Annotated in this window: 11 protein-coding genes, 2 tRNA genes, 1 pseudogene and 1 CRISPR repeat array; of the genes and pseudogenes, 6 read left to right on the top strand and 8 right to left on the bottom strand. The window is 33.2% G+C overall.

Annotated features, from left to right (window positions below; translation table 11 throughout):
- Window positions 1-19 precede the first annotated feature (19 nt).
- The 4 genes from CINF_RS04700 to cas4 are packed head-to-tail and all read left to right on the top strand — an operon-like array spanning window position 20 to window position 6196.
- Entirely contained in the window at window positions 20-4426 is a 4407-nt protein-coding gene (locus CINF_RS04700; RefSeq protein WP_179974667.1) for a hypothetical protein, read from the top strand.
- Window positions 4404-5363, top strand: a complete 960-nt coding sequence (gene cas1 / locus CINF_RS04695; protein ID WP_179974666.1) for a CRISPR-associated endonuclease Cas1 — start codon at window positions 4404-4406, stop codon at window positions 5361-5363. The genes CINF_RS04700 and cas1 overlap by 23 nt, the downstream gene beginning before the upstream one ends.
- Window positions 5364-5633, top strand: coding sequence for a CRISPR-associated endonuclease Cas2 (gene cas2 / locus CINF_RS04690; RefSeq protein WP_178695418.1), 270 nt, complete (start codon window positions 5364-5366; stop codon window positions 5631-5633).
- Window positions 5630-6196, top strand: coding sequence for a CRISPR-associated protein Cas4 (gene cas4 / locus CINF_RS04685; RefSeq protein ID WP_275690490.1), 567 nt, complete (start codon window positions 5630-5632; stop codon window positions 6194-6196). Before cas2 ends, cas4 begins: the two co-directional genes overlap by 4 nt.
- A 231-nt stretch (window positions 6197-6427) precedes the next feature.
- Window positions 6428-8078: direct repeats of the CRISPR family, unit length 38 nt; unit sequence AGTCGCAAATTATATCACAAAACTACGTGGTTTGAAAC.
- A 68-nt stretch (window positions 8079-8146) separates the two neighbouring features.
- Here the strand turns inward: cas4 and CINF_RS09160 are convergent.
- The 5 genes and pseudogenes from CINF_RS09160 to mltG form a co-directional block, all read right to left on the bottom strand.
- Window positions 8147-8491, bottom strand: a pseudogene (locus CINF_RS09160) (S24 family peptidase); the annotation flags it as partial.
- Between the two features lie 1197 nt (window positions 8492-9688).
- The gene (locus CINF_RS04675; RefSeq protein WP_240156169.1) at window positions 9689-10162 is read right to left on the bottom strand and encodes a type II secretion system protein; all 474 of its coding nucleotides are present in this window, start codon (window positions 10160-10162) and stop codon (window positions 9689-9691) included.
- Window positions 10163-12099: 1937 nt separating this feature from the next.
- Window positions 12100-12175: transfer RNA gene (locus CINF_RS04670), tRNA-Met, on the bottom strand.
- 27 nt (window positions 12176-12202) lie between these two features.
- A tRNA-Gln gene (locus CINF_RS04665) sits at window positions 12203-12277 on the bottom strand.
- A gap of 161 nt (window positions 12278-12438) precedes the next feature.
- Complete coding sequence (mltG, locus tag CINF_RS04660) at window positions 12439-13419, bottom strand: endolytic transglycosylase MltG (protein ID WP_420808744.1); 981 nt, start codon at window positions 13417-13419, stop codon at window positions 12439-12441.
- Between mltG and CINF_RS04655 the strand changes: the two genes are divergently transcribed.
- Window positions 13349-15862 (top strand): YhdP family protein, encoded by a 2514-nt coding sequence (locus CINF_RS04655; RefSeq protein WP_179974662.1) that lies wholly within the window; start codon window positions 13349-13351, stop codon window positions 15860-15862. The genes mltG and CINF_RS04655 overlap by 71 nt on opposite strands.
- A 526-nt stretch (window positions 15863-16388) precedes the next feature.
- Here CINF_RS04655 and CINF_RS04650 read toward each other — a convergent pair.
- Window positions 16389-16886 carry a type II secretion system protein gene (locus CINF_RS04650; protein ID WP_179974661.1) on the bottom strand — a complete coding sequence of 166 codons (498 nt, stop codon included), beginning with the start codon at window positions 16884-16886 and terminating at the stop codon, window positions 16389-16391.
- Window positions 16887-17793: 907 nt separating this feature from the next.
- Here CINF_RS04650 and CINF_RS04645 point away from each other — a divergent pair.
- Entirely contained in the window at window positions 17794-18057 is a 264-nt protein-coding gene (locus CINF_RS04645; protein ID WP_179974660.1) for a hypothetical protein, read from the top strand.
- A 112-nt stretch (window positions 18058-18169) separates the two neighbouring features.
- On the opposite strand, the gene CINF_RS04640 is transcribed toward CINF_RS04645, so the two are convergent.
- The gene (locus tag CINF_RS04640) at window positions 18170-18682 is read right to left on the bottom strand and encodes a TlpA family protein disulfide reductase (protein ID WP_179974659.1); all 513 of its coding nucleotides are present in this window, start codon (window positions 18680-18682) and stop codon (window positions 18170-18172) included.
- A 5-nt stretch (window positions 18683-18687) separates the two neighbouring features.
- Window positions 18688-19350: an ABC transporter ATP-binding protein gene (locus tag CINF_RS04635; protein WP_179974658.1), complete on the bottom strand. Its 663-nt coding sequence runs from the start codon at window positions 19348-19350 to the stop codon at window positions 18688-18690.
- Window position 19351 lies beyond the last annotated feature (1 nt).

Below are 19351 nucleotides of genomic sequence, written 5' to 3'. Positions count from 1 at the left end.
AAAAGTTTAAAGGATAAAAATGAAAAAATTTTCTATCAATGTAGATATGGGTGCTAAAAATAATGGCGTGTTTTTAGCTAGCGTAGAAGGTGCTAGCGCGAAAATTACGAACAAATCGGCCTTTAATATTAAGATTGATAAAGGGGACAATTTTGTGCTTGATAGGGCTAATAGGCTTGCTAAAAGGCATACTCGCCGCTCTTTTGATAGAGATGGTTTTGTTTTGCGTTTTGCCGGGCAGATTTTTGATCTTGATAAATTACCAACAAGAAAAGAACTTTTAGAAAAAATAGAAAATCAAAAAATAGAGTATAAAAAAGAATTAAAAGAACCAAAAGAATTGATTTTTGGCTTATTTAAAAATCGCGGTTTTAATTACCAGAATATAAAGATTAAGAATGAAGTATTTGATGATGAAAATTTTATTTGTTTGCTTGAAAATTTTAAGTTTTTAAAAGAATATGGCTATGAATTTAGCGAGTGTAGATGCTTGGAGGATTTTGAAAATTTTATAAATCAAAAAGCCGATGAGCTTTCAAATAGCAATAGTTTTAAAGATGATATGCTTAATTTTTTAAATAAACAAAGCAAAATTATAAATGATATTAAAGAGTTTTATGATACAACAAATAATTTAAGCGATAAGGCCTTAAAAAACAACGCAAAAGCCATAGAGATAGCACAACAAGAAATAAATGCGCTTAGCAATGATGATGAAAACTTAGCAAATCTACAAACAAAACTAGAAAATTTACAAAAAAACTATCCAAAATTTGTAGAAATTTTAAAAGATAAAGATAAAACTTTAACTTTAAAATTTGTGAAATTTTTTAACGAATTAATAAATGCCGCAAAAAGCGAATTAGAACGCAATAATAAGCACCGCAAAGCATATTTAAAAGACATAAATAAAGAACTTAATAGTAGTGATAATAAAATTTTAGCTTGGGAGTATGATGAAATTTTTAATAATTTGCGCGATAAGGTTGAGGGCAAAAAATGGAGCAAGGATGAGTTTTATAAGTTTGTAGGCAATGTAGCAAATATCCAAACTAGGGTGTGGCGCAGGTATTTTAATTTTGCAAATTATAAAATGCCAAATTTTGATAAAGATAAACTTAAAATTTACGATGATATCAAACTTGCCAAGCAAATTTTAAGAAATTTTAGAGATTTTCGCTACGAAAAAAAGCATGAAAAAGACACTTTTGAAAAAATAAAACCAATTATGCAAAATTTAATGAAAGAGCTAAAAAGTAAAAAAGAGCAAAAAAGCCTTTTAGCGCTTACATTTTTAAAAAGCACAGATCCGGTTTTAACTATACCGCCTTATGAATCGCGCATTAACAAAAATCCTAGGGCTTGTAACGCAATGAGCATAAAACCAGAATCAAAAATAATTACTCCAAACCTAACAAATATTACGAAAAAAATTTTTGCCAATAATGAGTTTGGCTTTTTGCTAATTAATGAAAATGGCGAGATTACAACGCCTGATTTTAACGATACTAAAATCACAGCAAAGTATTTACAAAGATTTTTAGATATTTCAAAATCAAAGCTAAATGATAGCGATTTGTATCCTAGAAATTTAATCCAAGACAACGCACAAAAAATTGAAATTTTTAAGAGATTTTTTGCATTAAGTGATGATGAAATAACCGAATTTTTAAAATTTTCAAGGGCTTATTATGATGAAGTAGATAGTGCTAAAAAAGGCGTTTTAAAGGGTAAAATTTTAAAAGTTTGTGGCTTGCATACTCCGCACAAACACAAAAATAAAGCCGAACTTATTTCAGCACTTTTTATCAAAAATATCAAAAATCACGGGCAAATTTCAAGCGAAGAATTTGATAAATTATGCGATTTTATGCAAAATACTGGCGAATATAAAAGCAAAGCAAAAAATACTAAACCTAGGAAAATTGCTAAGTTTTTTGAGGATTTAGATGAGGTTAGAAAATCTTATCAAAATGCCTTTTTTAACGAGGCTTTAAACACCTTAAAAGCTTTGAATGAAAATAACGATAAAAATTTAGATGCCAATTTAAGAAAAATTGTCCAAGATTACGAAATAATAGCTAAGAGTATCCAAGAAAATATTAACTTTTGTAAATTTCAAACTCCATTTGAGGCTTCAAATTTAGCTACAAATTTAAACTATCTCTTACAGCTTGGGGATATAATTTTTAGCGATAAAAACGCTGGATTTTTGAAAACTTGTAAAGAGCATACTATGGAGAATTTGCTCCGCTCAGGTGGTGAAGCTATGGCTTCAAGGCTGCCTAGCAACTCAGGCAAGCTAATAAATGGCAAGATAGAAATGTATTTAGACCGCTTAGCTTATGAAATTATCAAGCAAAGCCCTAAACTTGATGATTTTGACGAGGTAGAAATCAATGTGGAGATGAATAAATTTGCTTTTGAAGAGAATGCGATTGCCATCGGTCTAAAAAAGGGAGCAAAAAACGATGAAAACGATGAAAAAGCTCAAAAAGCTAAAAAAACTAAAAAAGCTAAAAACGAAAACGATTTGATTTGCCCTTATAGCGGCGACGAAGATATTAGCCAAAGTAATTGCGAATATGATCATATCATAGCTAGAAATGATAATGGCTTTAATATCGTGTTTAACTCTACGGCAAATCTAATACCTTGTAAATCATCTGCAAATTTAGAAAAATCAAATAAAATTTATAAACTTGATGATTTACATCCAAAACATCTACAAAGCGTTTTTGGCACTAGCAATCAGGCTGAAATTAAAGATTTTATTAGCAAAAATTTAGCCACCATAGATGAAAAAACCTACACAAATTTTTACAATCTTAGTAAAAAAGAGCAAATCGCCTTCCGTTATGCTTTATTTTTGCGTGAAGGCAAAGATTTTGGCAAAGCCGTGAGATTATTAAATCAAGATAAAATCAAAGGCTACTCAAATGGCACTCAAAAAAGATTTGTGAATTTACTAATAGAAAAAATCAAAAAATTAAGCAAAATACAAAAATTTAGCGTAAATTTTATAGATAGCAAAATGCTTAGTGCTACGCGCACAGAATTATCAATTATGCGCGAAGATATAAGAAAACAAAATATCCAAGATAGCCATAGCCACTGCATTGATGCTAGCTTGGTTTTTCATTTGGTAAATTCCAAATTAATTAAAAATAGCAATAGCCAAAGAGAATTTTTATATGATTATTTTGATGAAATTTATCTTAGCCAAAGCGAGATAATCACACCTAAAAATAAGCAATATTTAGAGCTTAAAACAAATATTGCTAGAAAGCGTTTGTTTGATGATAGCGTGTATAGCTTGGTGTATGAACAATGCGATAACAAAGGCAAATTTATTAGCATAAAAAACTTAGAAATTTTGCGCGATTTAGAGCTGCTTCATACTCGCAAAAATGGCAAAAAAATACAAGTGCCAGCTGGCCAAGCTATCGATGAAAATGCTCTAAAAAAGTATTTTGTTAGCACGCATAAAGTTTTTGATAAAATTTTTGAATATTTTGAAAATAAAAATATCGATGGGCTCAAAGAATTAAAATTTTTAGATAATTATCTACAAAGCTATAAGCGCGAAGATATTACAGACATCTTTGGCATTGGTAATGATAACAAGATTATTATAAAAAAAGAAAAATATGCTACACCAAATATAACTAAATTTTATCAAATTTTAAAAGAGAACGAAGATAAAATTAGCCGTATAGAAGATAGTAAAGTTAAAATCGATGAGAATGCCATAAAATTGCTATATAAACAAACCTTTGATAAGGGCGAAAAACGCAAACGCAATAAAACGCGTTGCATTTATTCATTGAGTATGGTCGCTGATAATAGCCAATATGTAATACGCCGAAATGGCGGATATATGGGGCTAAAAGGAGATAAAATTGCTGCTAAGAATTATCTTTTTAAAAACAAAATACAAAGCGTGCCTTTTTATAGCAAAAATGTTTTGCCTAAAAAAATTAGTGATATTTTAACAATTTTAAGTTTGCCAAAAGATGCCTTGCTTGTTTATGATTTCACAGATATAAATTTAGCCAAAATTTCGCCCGAAATTATGCCTCAAAATATTGCTAAACACATCGCTAAGCTTGATTTTGTGATTTCAGAAGCAGCCAGGCACATAATAAGGCTTTATTTGCGCAAAAATAGCTTTGATGATATAAATTTTGACGAGCTAAAAGACTTTACATTATCAAATAAAGAATTTGTAAAACTTTATGAAAACTACGATAAGTTATTTAAATCTGTTTTAGGCACTCCAAGGGTTGAAAAGCAAAAGCTATTTAGTGCGAAAATTTTACAAAACGATAGCGAAATTTTGGGCTTTGAATACACAGCAAGCAACTCAGCAAATTTTAAAGCCTTAATAAAAGAACTTTTAAATGAAACACCTAGTGCTAAATAGTTTTGGCTTATTTTTGGGTTTAAAATCAGAGCGGTTAGTAGTTTATAAAAATAAAGAAATTATAAAAGAAATCGCTCTAAAATCCATTAAAACCATCCACATAAACTCACCTGGCATTAGTTTATCAAGTGATTTGGTATTTGCTTGCTCTTTGCGTGGAATCAAGGTGTTTTTTCAAAATTTTGATAGTTTTTGTGCTACGCATTCATTATACGAGCATAAAGGCGTAAATGTCTTGCGCCAGCAGTTTAATAGCGAAAATAACGGCAAAGCCATAAATCTAGCCAAAGAATTTATAATCGGCAAAATCAAAAATCAGCGCGCCACGATTTTATATTTTACAAGAAACAAAACCTTGCCAGAAAAATTTAAAATTTTAAACTACTTAAATGGCGCAATTTATACTTTAAAGCACGATACAAAACTTAATAAAGATAAAATATTTGGCATTGAAGGTAGCGTGGCTAGTGCGTATTTTGAGTTTTTACGCACGCAAAATCTTTTGCCAGCTAGCTTTTGGGTGCGAACCAAAAGAAATAGCGATGAGATTACAAATAAAGCGCTAAATTACGGCTACGCTATACTTTTAAATATAATTTATAAAAGCGTGATAAATGCTGGCCTTAATCCGTATTTTGGCGTTTTGCATACTATGCGCAGCTCCAAACCATCGCTAGCGCTTGATATAATGGAAGAATATAGAAGTTTTGTAGTAGATAGAAATATCATCAAAATTCGCGCAAATCTAAAAGATGATTTTAGCCAAGATATTAAAAAAATAATTGCCACAAATATCTTAAACTCACTTGGCAAAAGGCTGATTTACAATCACTCAAAACTAAGCCTTGAAAGCATAATTCAACGCCAAATTTACAAAATCAGCGCATTTTTATGCGAAAATGATAAAAAATATAAATCATACATTTTTAGGTGGTAAATGCAATATTTAATAGCTTATGATATTGAAAACACAAAAAACCGCACAAAATTATTTGAAAAATTAAAAGATTTTGGATTAAAACCAGTGCAAAAATCGCTTTTTTATGGCGAGTTATCAAATGCTGAAAAATTAAGCGTTAAAATTTTCTTAAAAAAATACTGCTTAGATGGCGATAAAGCCATAATAACCGCTGCTAGCTTAAAAATAGAAGATACGCTAGGCTATGAAAAAGACGATTTTACAAAGAAAGAATTTGAAATTTTATGATTTTAATTAGCCACATTAGGCAATTTATGTTTTGCCCGCGCATTTTTTATTTTTATAATTTTTGCGATATTAAATTGCATTACCCAGAATATGTAAAAGCCGGCGTGGAATTTCACGCAAAGCAAGATGAATTATTTAAAAGCAGAAAATTTTCTAAATTTCAAATACCATACATTAAAATTTACAATAATTTTTATTTGGAAAATAATGAATTGTGCGGAGTGGCAGATTTGATTTTAGAATGCAATGATGAAATTATCGTGGCTGAGTTTAAAAATCAAGGCACTTTAAGGCTAAGCGCAGGTTCTAAAATGCAATTAATTGCGTATTCTAAACTAACTAGCGAGTTTTTCAATAAGCCATTTAATAAAATAATTTTATGCCACGGCAAGAATTTGAAATTTAAAATTTTTCAAATAAACCAAGCAGATATAGCAAATTTTAATAAAATTTTAGAGCAAATGAAAGTGATTTTAGAAAATGAAAATTTCCCAAATAGCTCAGCTAGCTTAGCAGCCTGCGCTCAATGTGAGTTTAGAAATTATTGTGATGATAGAGAATAAAATTTGGCTAAGTGTTAAACTTAGCCAATCACCCCGGTGACTATGCAGATACGGGGTCCGAACACACCTTATGGTGATTTCAAACGCTTTGTGGTTTTATAATATAATTTGCGATGGGATTGTAGCTAAATTTTCCACAAAACGCAATGTTTTTGCAGTTTTTTTTAAAGTGGAAAAAATCAGCATTTTACGATACCATCTAAGCCCCAAAATATCGATATTTTGTGAGGCTGTCGCAAATTATATCACAAAACTACGTGGTTTGAAACATAAAAATACATTTTATGCCACGCGAGTTTAGCTCGGTCGCAAATTATATCACAAAACTACGTGGTTTGAAACCAACCCGTCCCACAAAACCTACACACAGCCTTGTCCCAGTCGCAAATTATATCACAAAACTACGTGGTTTGAAACTTTTGTAGCATCAAAGGCTGTTAAATCGTCTTTAAGTCGCAAATTATATCACAAAACTACGTGGTTTGAAACCCCGAAAATTTTAAATAAAATGGGTGGTCTTTATACGCAGTCGCAAATTATATCACAAAACTACGTGGTTTGAAACTCTTTGGCAGCGTGGAGCTCATCATAAACGAACACAGTCGCAAATTATATCACAAAACTACGTGGTTTGAAACTTGTCATAAGCCTCCATAATTAAACCAATTTCGGCAGTCGCAAATTATATCACAAAACTACGTGGTTTGAAACGAGCTTAAAAGCTCCCTAACTCGCGGGATTGAGTAGTCGCAAATTATATCACAAAACTACGTGGTTTGAAACTCAAGAATTCGACTTCTTCTTCTGCTAGTTCATACAAAGTCGCAAATTATATCACAAAACTACGTGGTTTGAAACACAGCATAAACAATACTATTTAAAATAAATAAAAAATCGCAAATTATATCACAAAACTACGTGGTTTGAAACTATGCGGCCCATACCATTCGCCGCCACTTTTCCCAATCGCAAATTATATCACAAAACTACGTGGTTTGAAACCCAGCACATCCCGGCGAATTCGTTGTGGATTTTAAAATCGCAAATTATATCACAAAACTACGTGGTTTGAAACTAAAGTCCGGGACGATTATCAGGAATACCTAAACCAAATCGCAAATTATATCACAAAACTACGTGGTTTGAAACAATCAAATATCTAATCATCGCAAATAGCGTATTTGTTAGTTGCAAATTATATCACAAAACTACGTGGTTTGAAACGCAGGATTTAGCAGAATTAGAGCAAGAATTGACACAGTTGCAAATTATATCACAAAACTACGTGGTTTGAAACATCAGTGCTAAATGAAATCACTAAAAACACGCAAGGTTGCAAATTATATTACAAAACTATGTGGTTTGAAACTTGATGTATTCCAAGGCAATACAGAATTGAAAAGTTGTTGCAAATTATATCACAAAACTACGTGGTTTGAAACAATCAAATATCTAATCATCGCAAATAGCGTATTTGTTAGTTGCAAATTATATCACAAAACTACGTGGTTTGAAACCAAGATGATAGAGATAGAGGCAATATTTACAATTTCTGTTGCAAATTATATCACAAAACTACGTGGTTTGAAACAAATTAGCGTTATATTCTTTTTGAGAGCCAAGATAAGTTGCAAATTATATCACAAAACTACGTGGTTTGAAACAAAACTTCCACATCGGTGCCATTGATTGAGCCTGAAGTTGCAAATTATATCACAAAACTACGTGGTTTGAAACAAATTAGCGTTATATTCTTTTTGAGAGCCAAGATAAGTTGCAAATTATATCACAAAACTACGTGGTTTGAAACTTTATACCAAAAGAATTTAAAGAAACTTATTTATTGTTGCAAATTACATCACAAAACTACGCGGTTTGAAACCGCGAGCTAAACTGAAACCCGCTGCCGATTTTTACTGAAATTCGCCCAAAAACACAGGCTAAAATCTCCCACTCATAGCCCGTTGATGATGCCGTAAATGGCGGGTAGTTAGGATTAATGCTAATTAGCTTTATATCGTTGTTTGGCAAAAACTCAACGCGCTTAATATAAATTATATTATCAAGCCTTACTAAATAAATCCCCGCGCGCTTTATATAGTTGCGATTTGCTAGCATTTCAATCATCATATAATCGCCATCGCTAAACTCAGGCTCCATACTATCGCCAAGACACCTAATTATTTTGGCGTATTTTGGCGAAATACTGCCTAAAAACTCGCTTGGCAGGGCAATTTGCGCCTCTACGCGAAAATCACTATCTAAATAGCCCTCCGTGCCAAAGCCTGCGACCATCTCAAAAACATCAATATTGTGAAAAGGTGCGCTATTTGTTGTGTCATTTATTGTGTAGCCACTAAGCTCAGCTAGGCTAATATTTAGAATTTTGGCAAGGAGTATCTTTGTTTTTTCTCGTGGCTCACCGCAATTTTTGGCACGAAACCAAGATGCAACACCCATTTTCGTTATAGGCGCGCCCGCGTTTGTTAGCGCATACGCAATGCTTTCTAAGCTATGCCCTTGCTCTTTCATTTTTTCTTTTACTAATTCTTTATTAAACATATTGCTCTCTCCTTAAAAAGTATATAAATTATAAATTAAAATTAATGAAAATACAAATCTATTTTTTAAACTTTTATCATTTTTTAAGTATATCACAAACCCACGCGGTTTAAAATCACGAAAAAATTTAGAAAACACCACAAACCCACGCAGTTTAAACCATCAAGCATAATCTAAAAACCGAGTAAAAAAATTACAAATTATCTCAAATACCCACGCCGCTTAAAACGCATAGCAAAAAAGTATATTTTTATACCGCAATATCCATTTTTTTCCTGTTTTAATGCTGATTTGATCTGTGCTGCGACCACTAAACTCAACTTTTTTAAGCTCGGTTTTATTTCGTTGCCGTTCTTTTTGCTTTCTTTTTCATATCACATTTTAAAATATTAATTATTTATACATAAAATTTTATGTATAAATTTGCGCATTAAAGATTACAAACATTACGAGAAAAACAAAAAATATAAAAATAAACTATTTAGCTTGTTTTTTTTGAAAATATTTTAATTAAAAATTTATCTCTATTTTATTTTTTTATCTTTTAAATTTTGAAATTTTTAATCGTTATTTTTAGATTAAATAAAAGCAAAATTTTTAAAAATAAAATATCCACAAATCACATCGCAAAATTATGAATAAAAAGAATTTAATTTACGCATAATCTCGCCACACTCTCAGCCACACGCTTTTATGCCCTGCGCACCGCTTTTTTGTTCTCGCCATTCGCGCCTGTTTTGCGCCCGCGCCAAATCCGCCTGCATGGCACGCAGTTTTGCGCGTGTTTTGCTTTTTTTATTTTAAATTCTGTGCGGATTTTGAAAAAGATTTTTGAGATTTAAAAATTTAAAGAATAAAAAATAAAAAACCCCCGCTAAATTTTAAAATTTAACGGGGTGAAATTTAATTAAATATTTAAATTAGATAAATTTAGAAATTTATCCCACCTGAGCCGCCGACTTGAATTTCACAAGTTGCGTCAACCTTACTTTGATCACTTTTACCGCACATGGATCTAACCCCAGGTAATTTTTTTAATTGAACACACACGGCATCATTCTCTGTGAAAGCTAAGGTGATTTTAACATTTGTGTCAGCGGTTGTAGAATCAGGAAGTTTTACACCTACACATTCTATATTACTTTTAACTTTTAGCTTACCATCTTTTGTTAGCGCATTTGTAACTTTGCTAAAGTCAGTAAGTTTCGTACCTTTATTCCCTGAGGACGTATATGAATAAAACGAACCCTTGGCTGTGTAATACGCGGTTAAATCGCTAATGGCAGTAGTAAGATTTGTCGCCGCCTTTGCCACCTCTGCATCATCTCTGGTAGCTGCTAGTCTTGGGATCGCTACAGACGCCAAAACACCTAAAATTACGATAACAAATATTAACTCAATCATCGTAAAACCTTTTCTCATCGAAAACTCCTTGTGTTGAAATCCTAAGCAAACGCTAGCCCTATGATTGAGATTTTTGGAGTAAGCCACCGTCTGCTTAGTGCTCGCTTCAAGCAAGCACAAGAATTATAGGGGGGGGGGTTAAACTAAGCTTAAATTACATAAAGTTTTTTAAAAAAAAATTTTCAATTTTTTAAAAAATTTTTAATAAATTTCTTTAAAATTTGGTAAATGTTTTATAAATTTTTGGTGATTTTGGGCTAGGTTTGTGGGCTCGTGGTGAAATTAAAGGGCGTAGCAGTTTGATTGGCGCGCGGTGGTTGCGCGGGGCGCGTGGATAAGAGTGTGGTGGGCGGGATTTTGGAGTGGGTTAAAATTTGGGCGCGTGTTTGTGTGTTCGCGCGGGGTTCGCGGGGTTTGTGGATTGCGAATTATGGATTATATTTTTTTGGCACGCATTGAGAATAGAATAGCGGGGCGTACGCGTTGCGGGCGGATTAAAAAGTAATTTTAAAATTTGTGTGTGGTTGAGAATTTGGCGGGTGGGTTAAAAATTGAATTTTAAAATTTGGGCGTTTGGCGGATAAAAATTTGCGTGACGCGGGTTAAAAATTTGGTGGATTTGTTGAATGAAATTTTAAAATTTTATTTTGGCTAAGAGTTTTGCGCGAAATTTTAAAGTTTGTTTTGTGGCTAAGAGTGTGGCGGGTGTGGCTTGCTTTTTAAATAATGCTTGGCAGGTGGGATTTTGTGCGTGGATTAAGAATTAAATTTTAAAATTTTGGGCGGTTTGGTGGATAAAAATTTGCATGGCGTGGGTTTAAAATTTGGCGGATTTTGAATGAAATTTTACAATTGCATTTTGACTAAGAGTTTGGCGTGAAATTTTAATGGCGTGGTGATTTGATTGGCGGGTGCGGGCGTGTAGCTGAGAGTTTGCGGGCGCGGGTTGCTTTTAAATAATAGTTGGTGTATGGTGGTTTTAATAAAATAAAATTTCTAAAAATTTTTTATTTTTAGCTGAGAGTGTGGCAGGCGTGGTTTAGGTTTTGACGCGTTGAATTAAGTTGAAATTTTAAAATTTAGTTTTTGGCTGAGAATTTGGCGCGTGGGTTAAAAGAAAATTTTACAAGTTGGTTTTAGTGGATAAAAAATGTGCGGGGCGTGGGTTGAAAATTTGGGTTAGTTTGTGGGGGTTGTAACAAAATTAAAATTTTAAAATTTCATTTTTGGTTAAGAATGTGGTGGGCGTGGCTGAGAATTTACGGGCGTGGTTGCTTTTTAAATAATGCTTGGCGGGCGGGATTTTGTGCGTGGATTAAGAATTAAATTTTAAAATTTTGGGCGGTTTGGTGGATAAAAATTTGCGTGGTGTGTGGTTAAAATTTGGAGAGCGGGCAAAAATTCAATTTTAAAATTTGGTTTTAGTGGATAAAAATGTGTGTGGCGCGTGGGTTAAAATTTGGCGGATTTGTTGAATAAAATTTTAAAATTTGTTTTTTTTTTTTTTTGGATTGTAGCTGAGAATTTGGCACGGGTTTTATCAAAGCGGGGCGCGGGTTTAAAATTTGATTGCGGGTTTAAGGGCGGGCGGTTTGGCTAGCTGTGTGCGCGTGCGCGGGTTTGATAATGGCGTGGCAAATTTGGGTTTTTGGTGTGTTGAATTGGATTAAAATTTTAAAATTTGCATTGTTTTGTTGTTAGAAATTTGGTGTGGCGTTTAATAAGATGGCTATAAAAAAGATGCTTAAAACAAGTCTAGCGCTTGTAAATAACGCACAGCAAGATGGGCGCAAAATAAAATGATGGCAAATCAATGGCTTATGAATATGGGTTAAAGGCAAAATAAAATAGCCAAAATGGCAAAAATAAAATGATCGCAAATTGATGGCTTATGAATATGAGCCAAAAGCAAAATAAAATAGCAAAACGGCATAAAATGGTTGCAGGGGCAGGACTTGAACCTGCGACCTCCGGGTTATGAGCCCGACGAGCTACCAGCTGCTCTACCCTGCGACAATACAAAAAAGGATTATTAAAGAGTGGATGGGGTAGGAGGATTCGAACCTCCGAATGTCAGGACCAAAACCTGATGCCTTACCGCTTGGCGATACCCCAGCAAAAAAAGAGTGTGATTGTAGCCGTTTTTTTAGCTTTTGTCAAGAAAAACGCAAATTTTATTCGTTTTTTGTGGCTAATTGTTTAAATTGGCTGATTAAAAAATCATTTTTAATCGGCCAAAATGCGCGCATTTTAGCTAGCTAAGCGCGCTAAGTGTATTATTTATTTTTATTTACCGCTTTTATATGCTCGTTGTAGGTCGATGAAAACTTATGCGCGCTCGTGGCTTTATCGCGCACAAAATACAAATAATCGCTTTTTTGCGGGAAAATCGCAGCTTTAATGGCCGCAAAACTTGGGTTGCAAATCGCACTTGGCGGCAAACCTGCAAATTTATAAGTATTAAAACGCGAAAAATCATTTCTAATGCGTGCTGGTGTGATGATCTCGTGGCTATGTAAGCCATAATTTAGCGTGCCGTCCATTTGGAGTGGCATATTTTTTTTAAGGCGGTTATAAATAACTGATGCGACAATGGGCATTTCAGCTGTATTGGCGGCTTCTTTTTGGATAATGCTAGCGATGATTATATAATCATACCAGCGTTTTTCATCAAAATTTCCAAAGATTTTTTTTGCTCTATTTTCGTGTTCTTTTTTAGAAAGATTTACAAGATAATAAATAAAATGTTCTTCACTCATACCTAGTGGAATTTTATAAGTTTCAGGCACCAAAAAACCCTCTTTTATAGGCGCGCTTGCGTGGAGATTGCGCACTAATTTATCATAATCTAAGCCTAAATTTTTTGAAATTTCATATAAAAAATATTCGCTAGTTTCACCTGGCAATAAAGTAACATCGCGCAAGGCCGCTTTTGCCGTGGTTAATTTATATAAAAACTCAAATTTGCTAAGCCTCGTGCTGCCAATTTGAATCCAGCCAGATTGAGCATAGCCTAAAAAAGCTAAAATATATTTATCAATTTTGCTTACATTAAAGTTTTGCCTAGCTAAATAAGATATAATTTCGCCGCTACTTCCTTTGGGGATAAAAACCACTCGGCTAGTATCAATCGGGCGCGCTAAATGCGCAAATAAACTTATTAAAAAAATCAATACAAGAGCGCTAATGAAAAAAAATATTTTTTTGATATTTGTCATGTTTTTCCTAATTATATTGCTATGTTTAATAAACGGCATAAGCGTAGCTAAATGCGATTTTAAATATTTTTCTTTTTCGCAATTATATGTAAAATTAGATAAAAAGCTAATTTTAGAGATAAAAGATTTAAAAATCCATAAAAATAAAAATAGTGAGCAAAAAAGCACAAATTCAGCCAAGCAGTTATTAAGCTTGCTAAAAAATGCTGGAATTTTAAATAAAACTTTCAAAAGAATTTACGCTCAAAATATAAATTATGGCGATATGAACGCAAGCTTTATTTATGAAAATGATAAAATTTATCTAAACACGCCATATTTGCTTTTAGACGCTAGCATTAAAGAAAATCACGCTCACATAAAAAATCTATTTGCCAAGGATTTTGACATCAGGCTAAATGGCGATGTGGTCGTAAATTTAGCTAATGATAGCTTTGAGTTTAGCGGAGAGCTAGCTAGCTATGAGCTAAATGCAAGCGCGCAAGCAAAGCTAAAAGATGATGATTTAAGCTTTGAGCTTAAAAATATTAGCACGCCAAGCATTGATAATTTTATGAACGCCTTAGCAAAACAAGTAAATATGAATGAAAATCTAAAAAAGTGGATTCATATATATATTAAAGCGCAAAAATACGATATACACGAGCTAAGCGCGACAATGAACCTAAAAAATCCGCAAGATTTAAAAATCAACGCCACGGCCAGCGCGCAAAATTTAAAATTAAAATTTATGCCAAAATTAGATGAAATCAGCATAAACTCAGCCCAAATTAGCTTAAAAAACGATATATTAAGCTTTGAGCTAGATGGCGCGCTATTTAATGGCAAGAGTTTGGCTGGGACAAATGTGCAAGTAGTAAATGTGGTGGGCGCTGATTCGCATGTGCTAATAAACTTGCGCTCAAAAGATTTAAATTACAACGATACAAAAAACATACTAAAAGCCTTTGATATTGATATTATTAATTTTGATATGAGTGCAAAGCTAAATAGCAAGCTTTTGCTAGATCTTAAAATTACTCCGCTTGAATTAAGAGCAAGTGGCGAATTTATCGTGCCTAAAAATACTTTTAGCTTTAAAGATAGTAATTTTAGCACAAATGGCGCAACAATAGCTTTAAAAGATGATATAATCAATTTTAAGAGCGTTAATCTAAATAATGAAAATTTTGATGTAAATTTTAATGGAGAGTTTAACTCAGCCACACAAATAGCAGATTTAAATGCGAATTTTAATAAAATATACTTAAATAATATATTAGATATGAATAATAGCAAACAAAAAATAAAAATACAAAATAAAGATTTATTTAAGCTAAGCATTGATGATCTTGGCTTGATGGCAACAATTAGCCAAAACCAAAAAAACCAGCAAACAACCACGCTTACAATCTCCAACATAAGCAAATTAACGCCATATAGCAAGCTAGCAAATAGCCTAAATCTTATTTCTGGCGCATTTTTTCTAAGCACTGATGATTTTGTAAATTTTAATATTAAGCTAGAAAATGCTAATTTTGATCTTGGTTTAAAAAAACTTGACAAAAGCCCTTATAATAGCGATAATTTCAGCTTTCAAGGCACTTTTAAGAACGCGCAAATTAGCTCAAAAAGCGAGCATTTAAGTGCTAATATCAAAAACTCTAAAACGCACTTAAAGCTAAAAAATTTAATTATTCCAATTAGCACAGATGCTAATAATACAAATGATTTGGAGCTAGGTTTTAGCGCGATTAACACAAAAATTCATCTAAAAGATTTAAATCGCACCTTAAATTTTGATAATTTTAATGGGCTTTTTGCTAATAAATCGCTAGATTTTGCCGCGACTTTTGCTAATGGCGCCCTAAGCTTACAAAAAACGCCTTTTAGCGTAAAAATTAAAGCTAATAATATCCCAAGTGATATAATAAATGAGGTTTTAGATATTAAAACTTTTGATGGCGGGCTTTTTGGGTTGAGTTTATTTGGCAGGGATTTTGAAAATTTTAAAGCCGAAATAATAGCCAAAAACACATATTTAGCAGATTATAAAGCACAAAGCGGATTGCTTGCTTTTTTAGATAGCGTGCCATCGCTTTTGATTTTTAAAGTGCCTGATTTTAGCAATAAAGGTTTTGGGGTTGAAGATGGCAGAATGCTTTTAGAGCGAAAGGGCGATGTTTTAGAGATTAAAGCAAGCAAATTAAGTGGAAAAAATGCTGATATTTTTGGAATGGGAAACATAAACTTAGCTAGTAAAAATTTGCGCGTGGATTTAGAATTATCAGTGCTAAAAAGTTATGCTACGCTAGTTGGCTTTATACCTGTGATAAATAAAATTCTCTTAGGCGATAATAATCGATTTTCTACAATCATTAAAGTGCGCGGAAATTTAGATAATCCAACCTTTAAATCAAGCGTAGGCGCAGACCTTGCTAGCTCACCATTTAACATCATTAAAAACACGCTTAGCCTGCCTTTTAGCATTTTTGAAAAATAAATATTTTGATGTAAAATTTGTGTTTTTTTAATAGCATTTTTGCTTTGAATTATTTTAAAATTTTGCTTTTAATTTAAAAGATAATTTCGCATTTTTTTATGCGTTCTGGCTTTATATTTTTATTATTTTTTTACGAAATTTTATTTTATTTTTCTTATTTTTTTAGTTTAAATTATATGCGGGTTTTTTAAAATTTTAATGATTATTTTTGCGCTTTAAACTCCTGCACGGGTTTTGAAAAAATTTTATTAATTTTTTGCGCTTTTTTTTGTGTAGTTTTTTACTTATGAGATTTAAAATTTTACTCTTATTTTAAGTGATAATTTTATGATTTTTTTTATTTATTTTTTATTTTAATTCTGCGCGGGTTTTAAAAAAAATTAAGAGATTTAGAATTTAAAGAATAAAAAAACCCCGCTAAATTTCTAAGATTTAGCGGGGAGATTTAAAATTTTAATTTCAGGTGTTTAAAATTTTAATTTCAAATTTTTAATTAAACCTGAAAATTAAAATTTAAATAATTAAATTAGAATTGTATGCCACCTGAGCCACCGATTTGGATTTTGCAGGTATCACTAATCTTGTCATTACTGCCACTTTTACCGCACATTGATTTAATGCCCGGTAGTGTTTTTAGTGTTTTGCATACGGCATCATTTTTGCCACCAGCACTTCCAAAGTTTAATGTAAGTTCAACTTTGTTTGAAGCGGTAGTGTTGCTAGTGGCTTTTGTATCAGGCAATGTTACTTTTACACACTCTACAGAACCTTTAACTTTAAGGCTACCACCTTTATCTAACGCGTTTGTAATCTTGGTAAAATCACTTTTAACACTGGAAGTAAATTGACCCTTGGCTGTGTAATACGCGGTTATATCGCTAATGGCAGTGGTTAAGTTTGTCGCCGCCTTTGCCACCTCTGCATCATCTCTTGTAGCTGCTAGTCTTGGTATCGCTACAGACGCCAAAACACCTAAAATTACGATAACAAATATTAACTCAATCATCGTAAAACCTTTTCTCATCGAAAACTCCTTGTGTTGAAATCCTAAGCAAACGCTAGCCCTATGATTGAGATTTTTGGAGTAAGCCACCGTCTGCTTAGTGCCTGCTTCAAGCAAGCGCAAGAATTATAGGGGGGTTAAACTAAGCTTAAATTACATAAAGTTTTTTAAAAAAAAATTTCAATTTTTTAAAAATTTTAATAAATTTCTTTAAAATTTGGTAAATGTATTATAAATTTCAATACTTTTTGCTTTATAAATTCTCTAAATTTTATAAAGTCTTTAAAATTTTGTGATTTTACATTTTTAAATTCTATCAATTCTTTAAAATTTTTGGTGAAGTGTGCTTTCTAAATTCTCTAAATTCTCTAAATTCTTTAAAATTTGGCGTAGGTTGGGTTGGTTTTGGGTTTAGTTTGTGATTGTGCGGTGAGAATAAAGAGCGTGCGGTTTTGCTATTTAGCGTGGCGCAAATGGCTAGCGGAGTAAGGCGCGCGCGGGTGGGTGGTTTGGGCGCGTGTTTGTGTGTTCGCGGAGTTTGTGGATTGCGAATTGTGGATTATATTTTTTTGGCACGCATTGAGAATAGAATAGCGGGGCGCACGCGTTGCGGGCGGATTAAAAAGTAATTTTAAAATTTGTGTGTGGTTGAGAATTTGGCGCGTGGGTTAAAAATTGAATTTTAAAATTTGGGCGTTTGGCGGATAACAATTTGCGTGGCGCGTGGTTAAAATTTGGCGGATTTATGAATGAAATTTTAAAATTTTATTTTGGCTAAGAGTCTGGCGCGAAATTTTAATAGCGTGGCGGGCGCGTGGCTGAGAATTTGCGGGTGTTGGTTTGGGCGTTTTGGCGCGTTGAATTAAATTGAAATTTTAAAATTTCATTTGGCTAAGAGATTGGTGCGAAATTTTAATGGCGTGGCGGTTTGATTGACGGGCGCGGGCGCGTGGCTGAGAATTTGGCTAGCTGTGTGCGCGCACGCGGGTTTTATAAAGGCGTGGCGCGTGGTTTGCGGGACTTGTTTTTAAATAATAGTTGGTTTGTGGGTTTTAATAAAATTAAAACTTTAAAATTTGCTTTTTGTTTGTGGCTGAGAATTTGGCGTGGATTAAAATTTGGGCGCGGTTTGCTTTTAAATAACGGCGTGGCATTAAAGGCAGAGGGCGTTAAAAGCGTTGCGTTAAAATAAATTTTAAAATGCGTGCCAGCCTTAAAGCCAAAAAGCATAAAACCAAAAAGCATAGCATTAAACTAAAAAAGCATAGCCAAAAGGCATTAAGGGTGGTAAAGTAAAATAAATTTTACAATTTATGATTTTTGGTAAGTTCGCTTAGGATTTTTTCTTTTTCGATAACGCCGATGAAGGTTTTTTGCTTATTGCCGTTTGCGTCAAAGACCACAATAGTCGGCGTTCCAGCAACTCCGCCTATGATTTGGCTAAAATATTTTGCGCTTTTTGGCGCGCTTGTTGTGGTGAAGTTGATTTTTTTAAAAGCCAAAAGCGCCAAATCTTTATCAAAGCCCATAGAATCGGTCATTATGCCATAAACAATGGCGTTTTTTTGCTCGGCGTTGATTTGGCTAAGAATTGGCGCCATAGCCTCGCATCCATCGCACATAGAGCTAAAAAAATACAAAATCAGCTGTTTTTGTCCGCTAGGATCGGCTTGGCTTGTGATTTTTAGTTTGCTAGAATTTGCCTCAAAAACGCTATCAAAGCCAAGCGGTTCATTTAAGGCAAGGTGATGTTTGCTAGGATCATTCCCACAAGCCATAAAAAGCACGCAAATCACCAAAGATAAATAAAATTTCATTATTTTTACCTTAAATTTTCAATTTTTTCTAGCTTGCCGTGCTTTAAATACACGATTTTATTGGCGTATTTGGCAAGCTCTGGGTTGTGCGTTACAAGCAAAAGCGTTTTGCCCTCATTTTGTAATTCTTGAAATAAATTTAGCACGATTTTTTCATTTGCTTCATCTAGGTTGCCAGTTGGCTCATCGGCGATTATTATGTCTGGTTCGTTAATTAACGCTCTGGCAATGCACACGCGTTGTTGTTCGCCGCCGCTTAGCTGGCTTGGCAAATGATTTAGTCTGTGTTCTAATCCTACTTTTTTTAACATTTTGCTAGCTTGGGTTAGGTCTGTGCAACTATGATAAAATTGCGCTAGCATCACATTTTCAAGCGCGCTTAAATATGGAATTAGATGAAATTGCTGAAAAACTAACCCGATTTTTTTGCGCCTAAACTCTAAAATTTGCTCATCATTTAGCCCGTTAGCGTCCTTACCGCCTAAAACATACTCCCCGCTACTTGCTTCGTCCATTAAGCTTAAAATATTTACAAGCGTGCTTTTACCGCTACCGCTTGGCCCCATTATGCTTAGCCACTGCCCGCATTCTACGCTAAAACTTATATCATCAAGTGCTTTAACCTCGCCAAAATATTTACAAATTTTATTAAATTTTAAAATTTCCATT

It is taken from the genome of Candidatus Campylobacter infans (assembly GCF_013416015.1).
Classification (GTDB): domain Bacteria; phylum Campylobacterota; class Campylobacteria; order Campylobacterales; family Campylobacteraceae; genus Campylobacter; species Campylobacter infans.
This window is presented reverse-complemented; position numbering and strand designations above follow the sequence as displayed.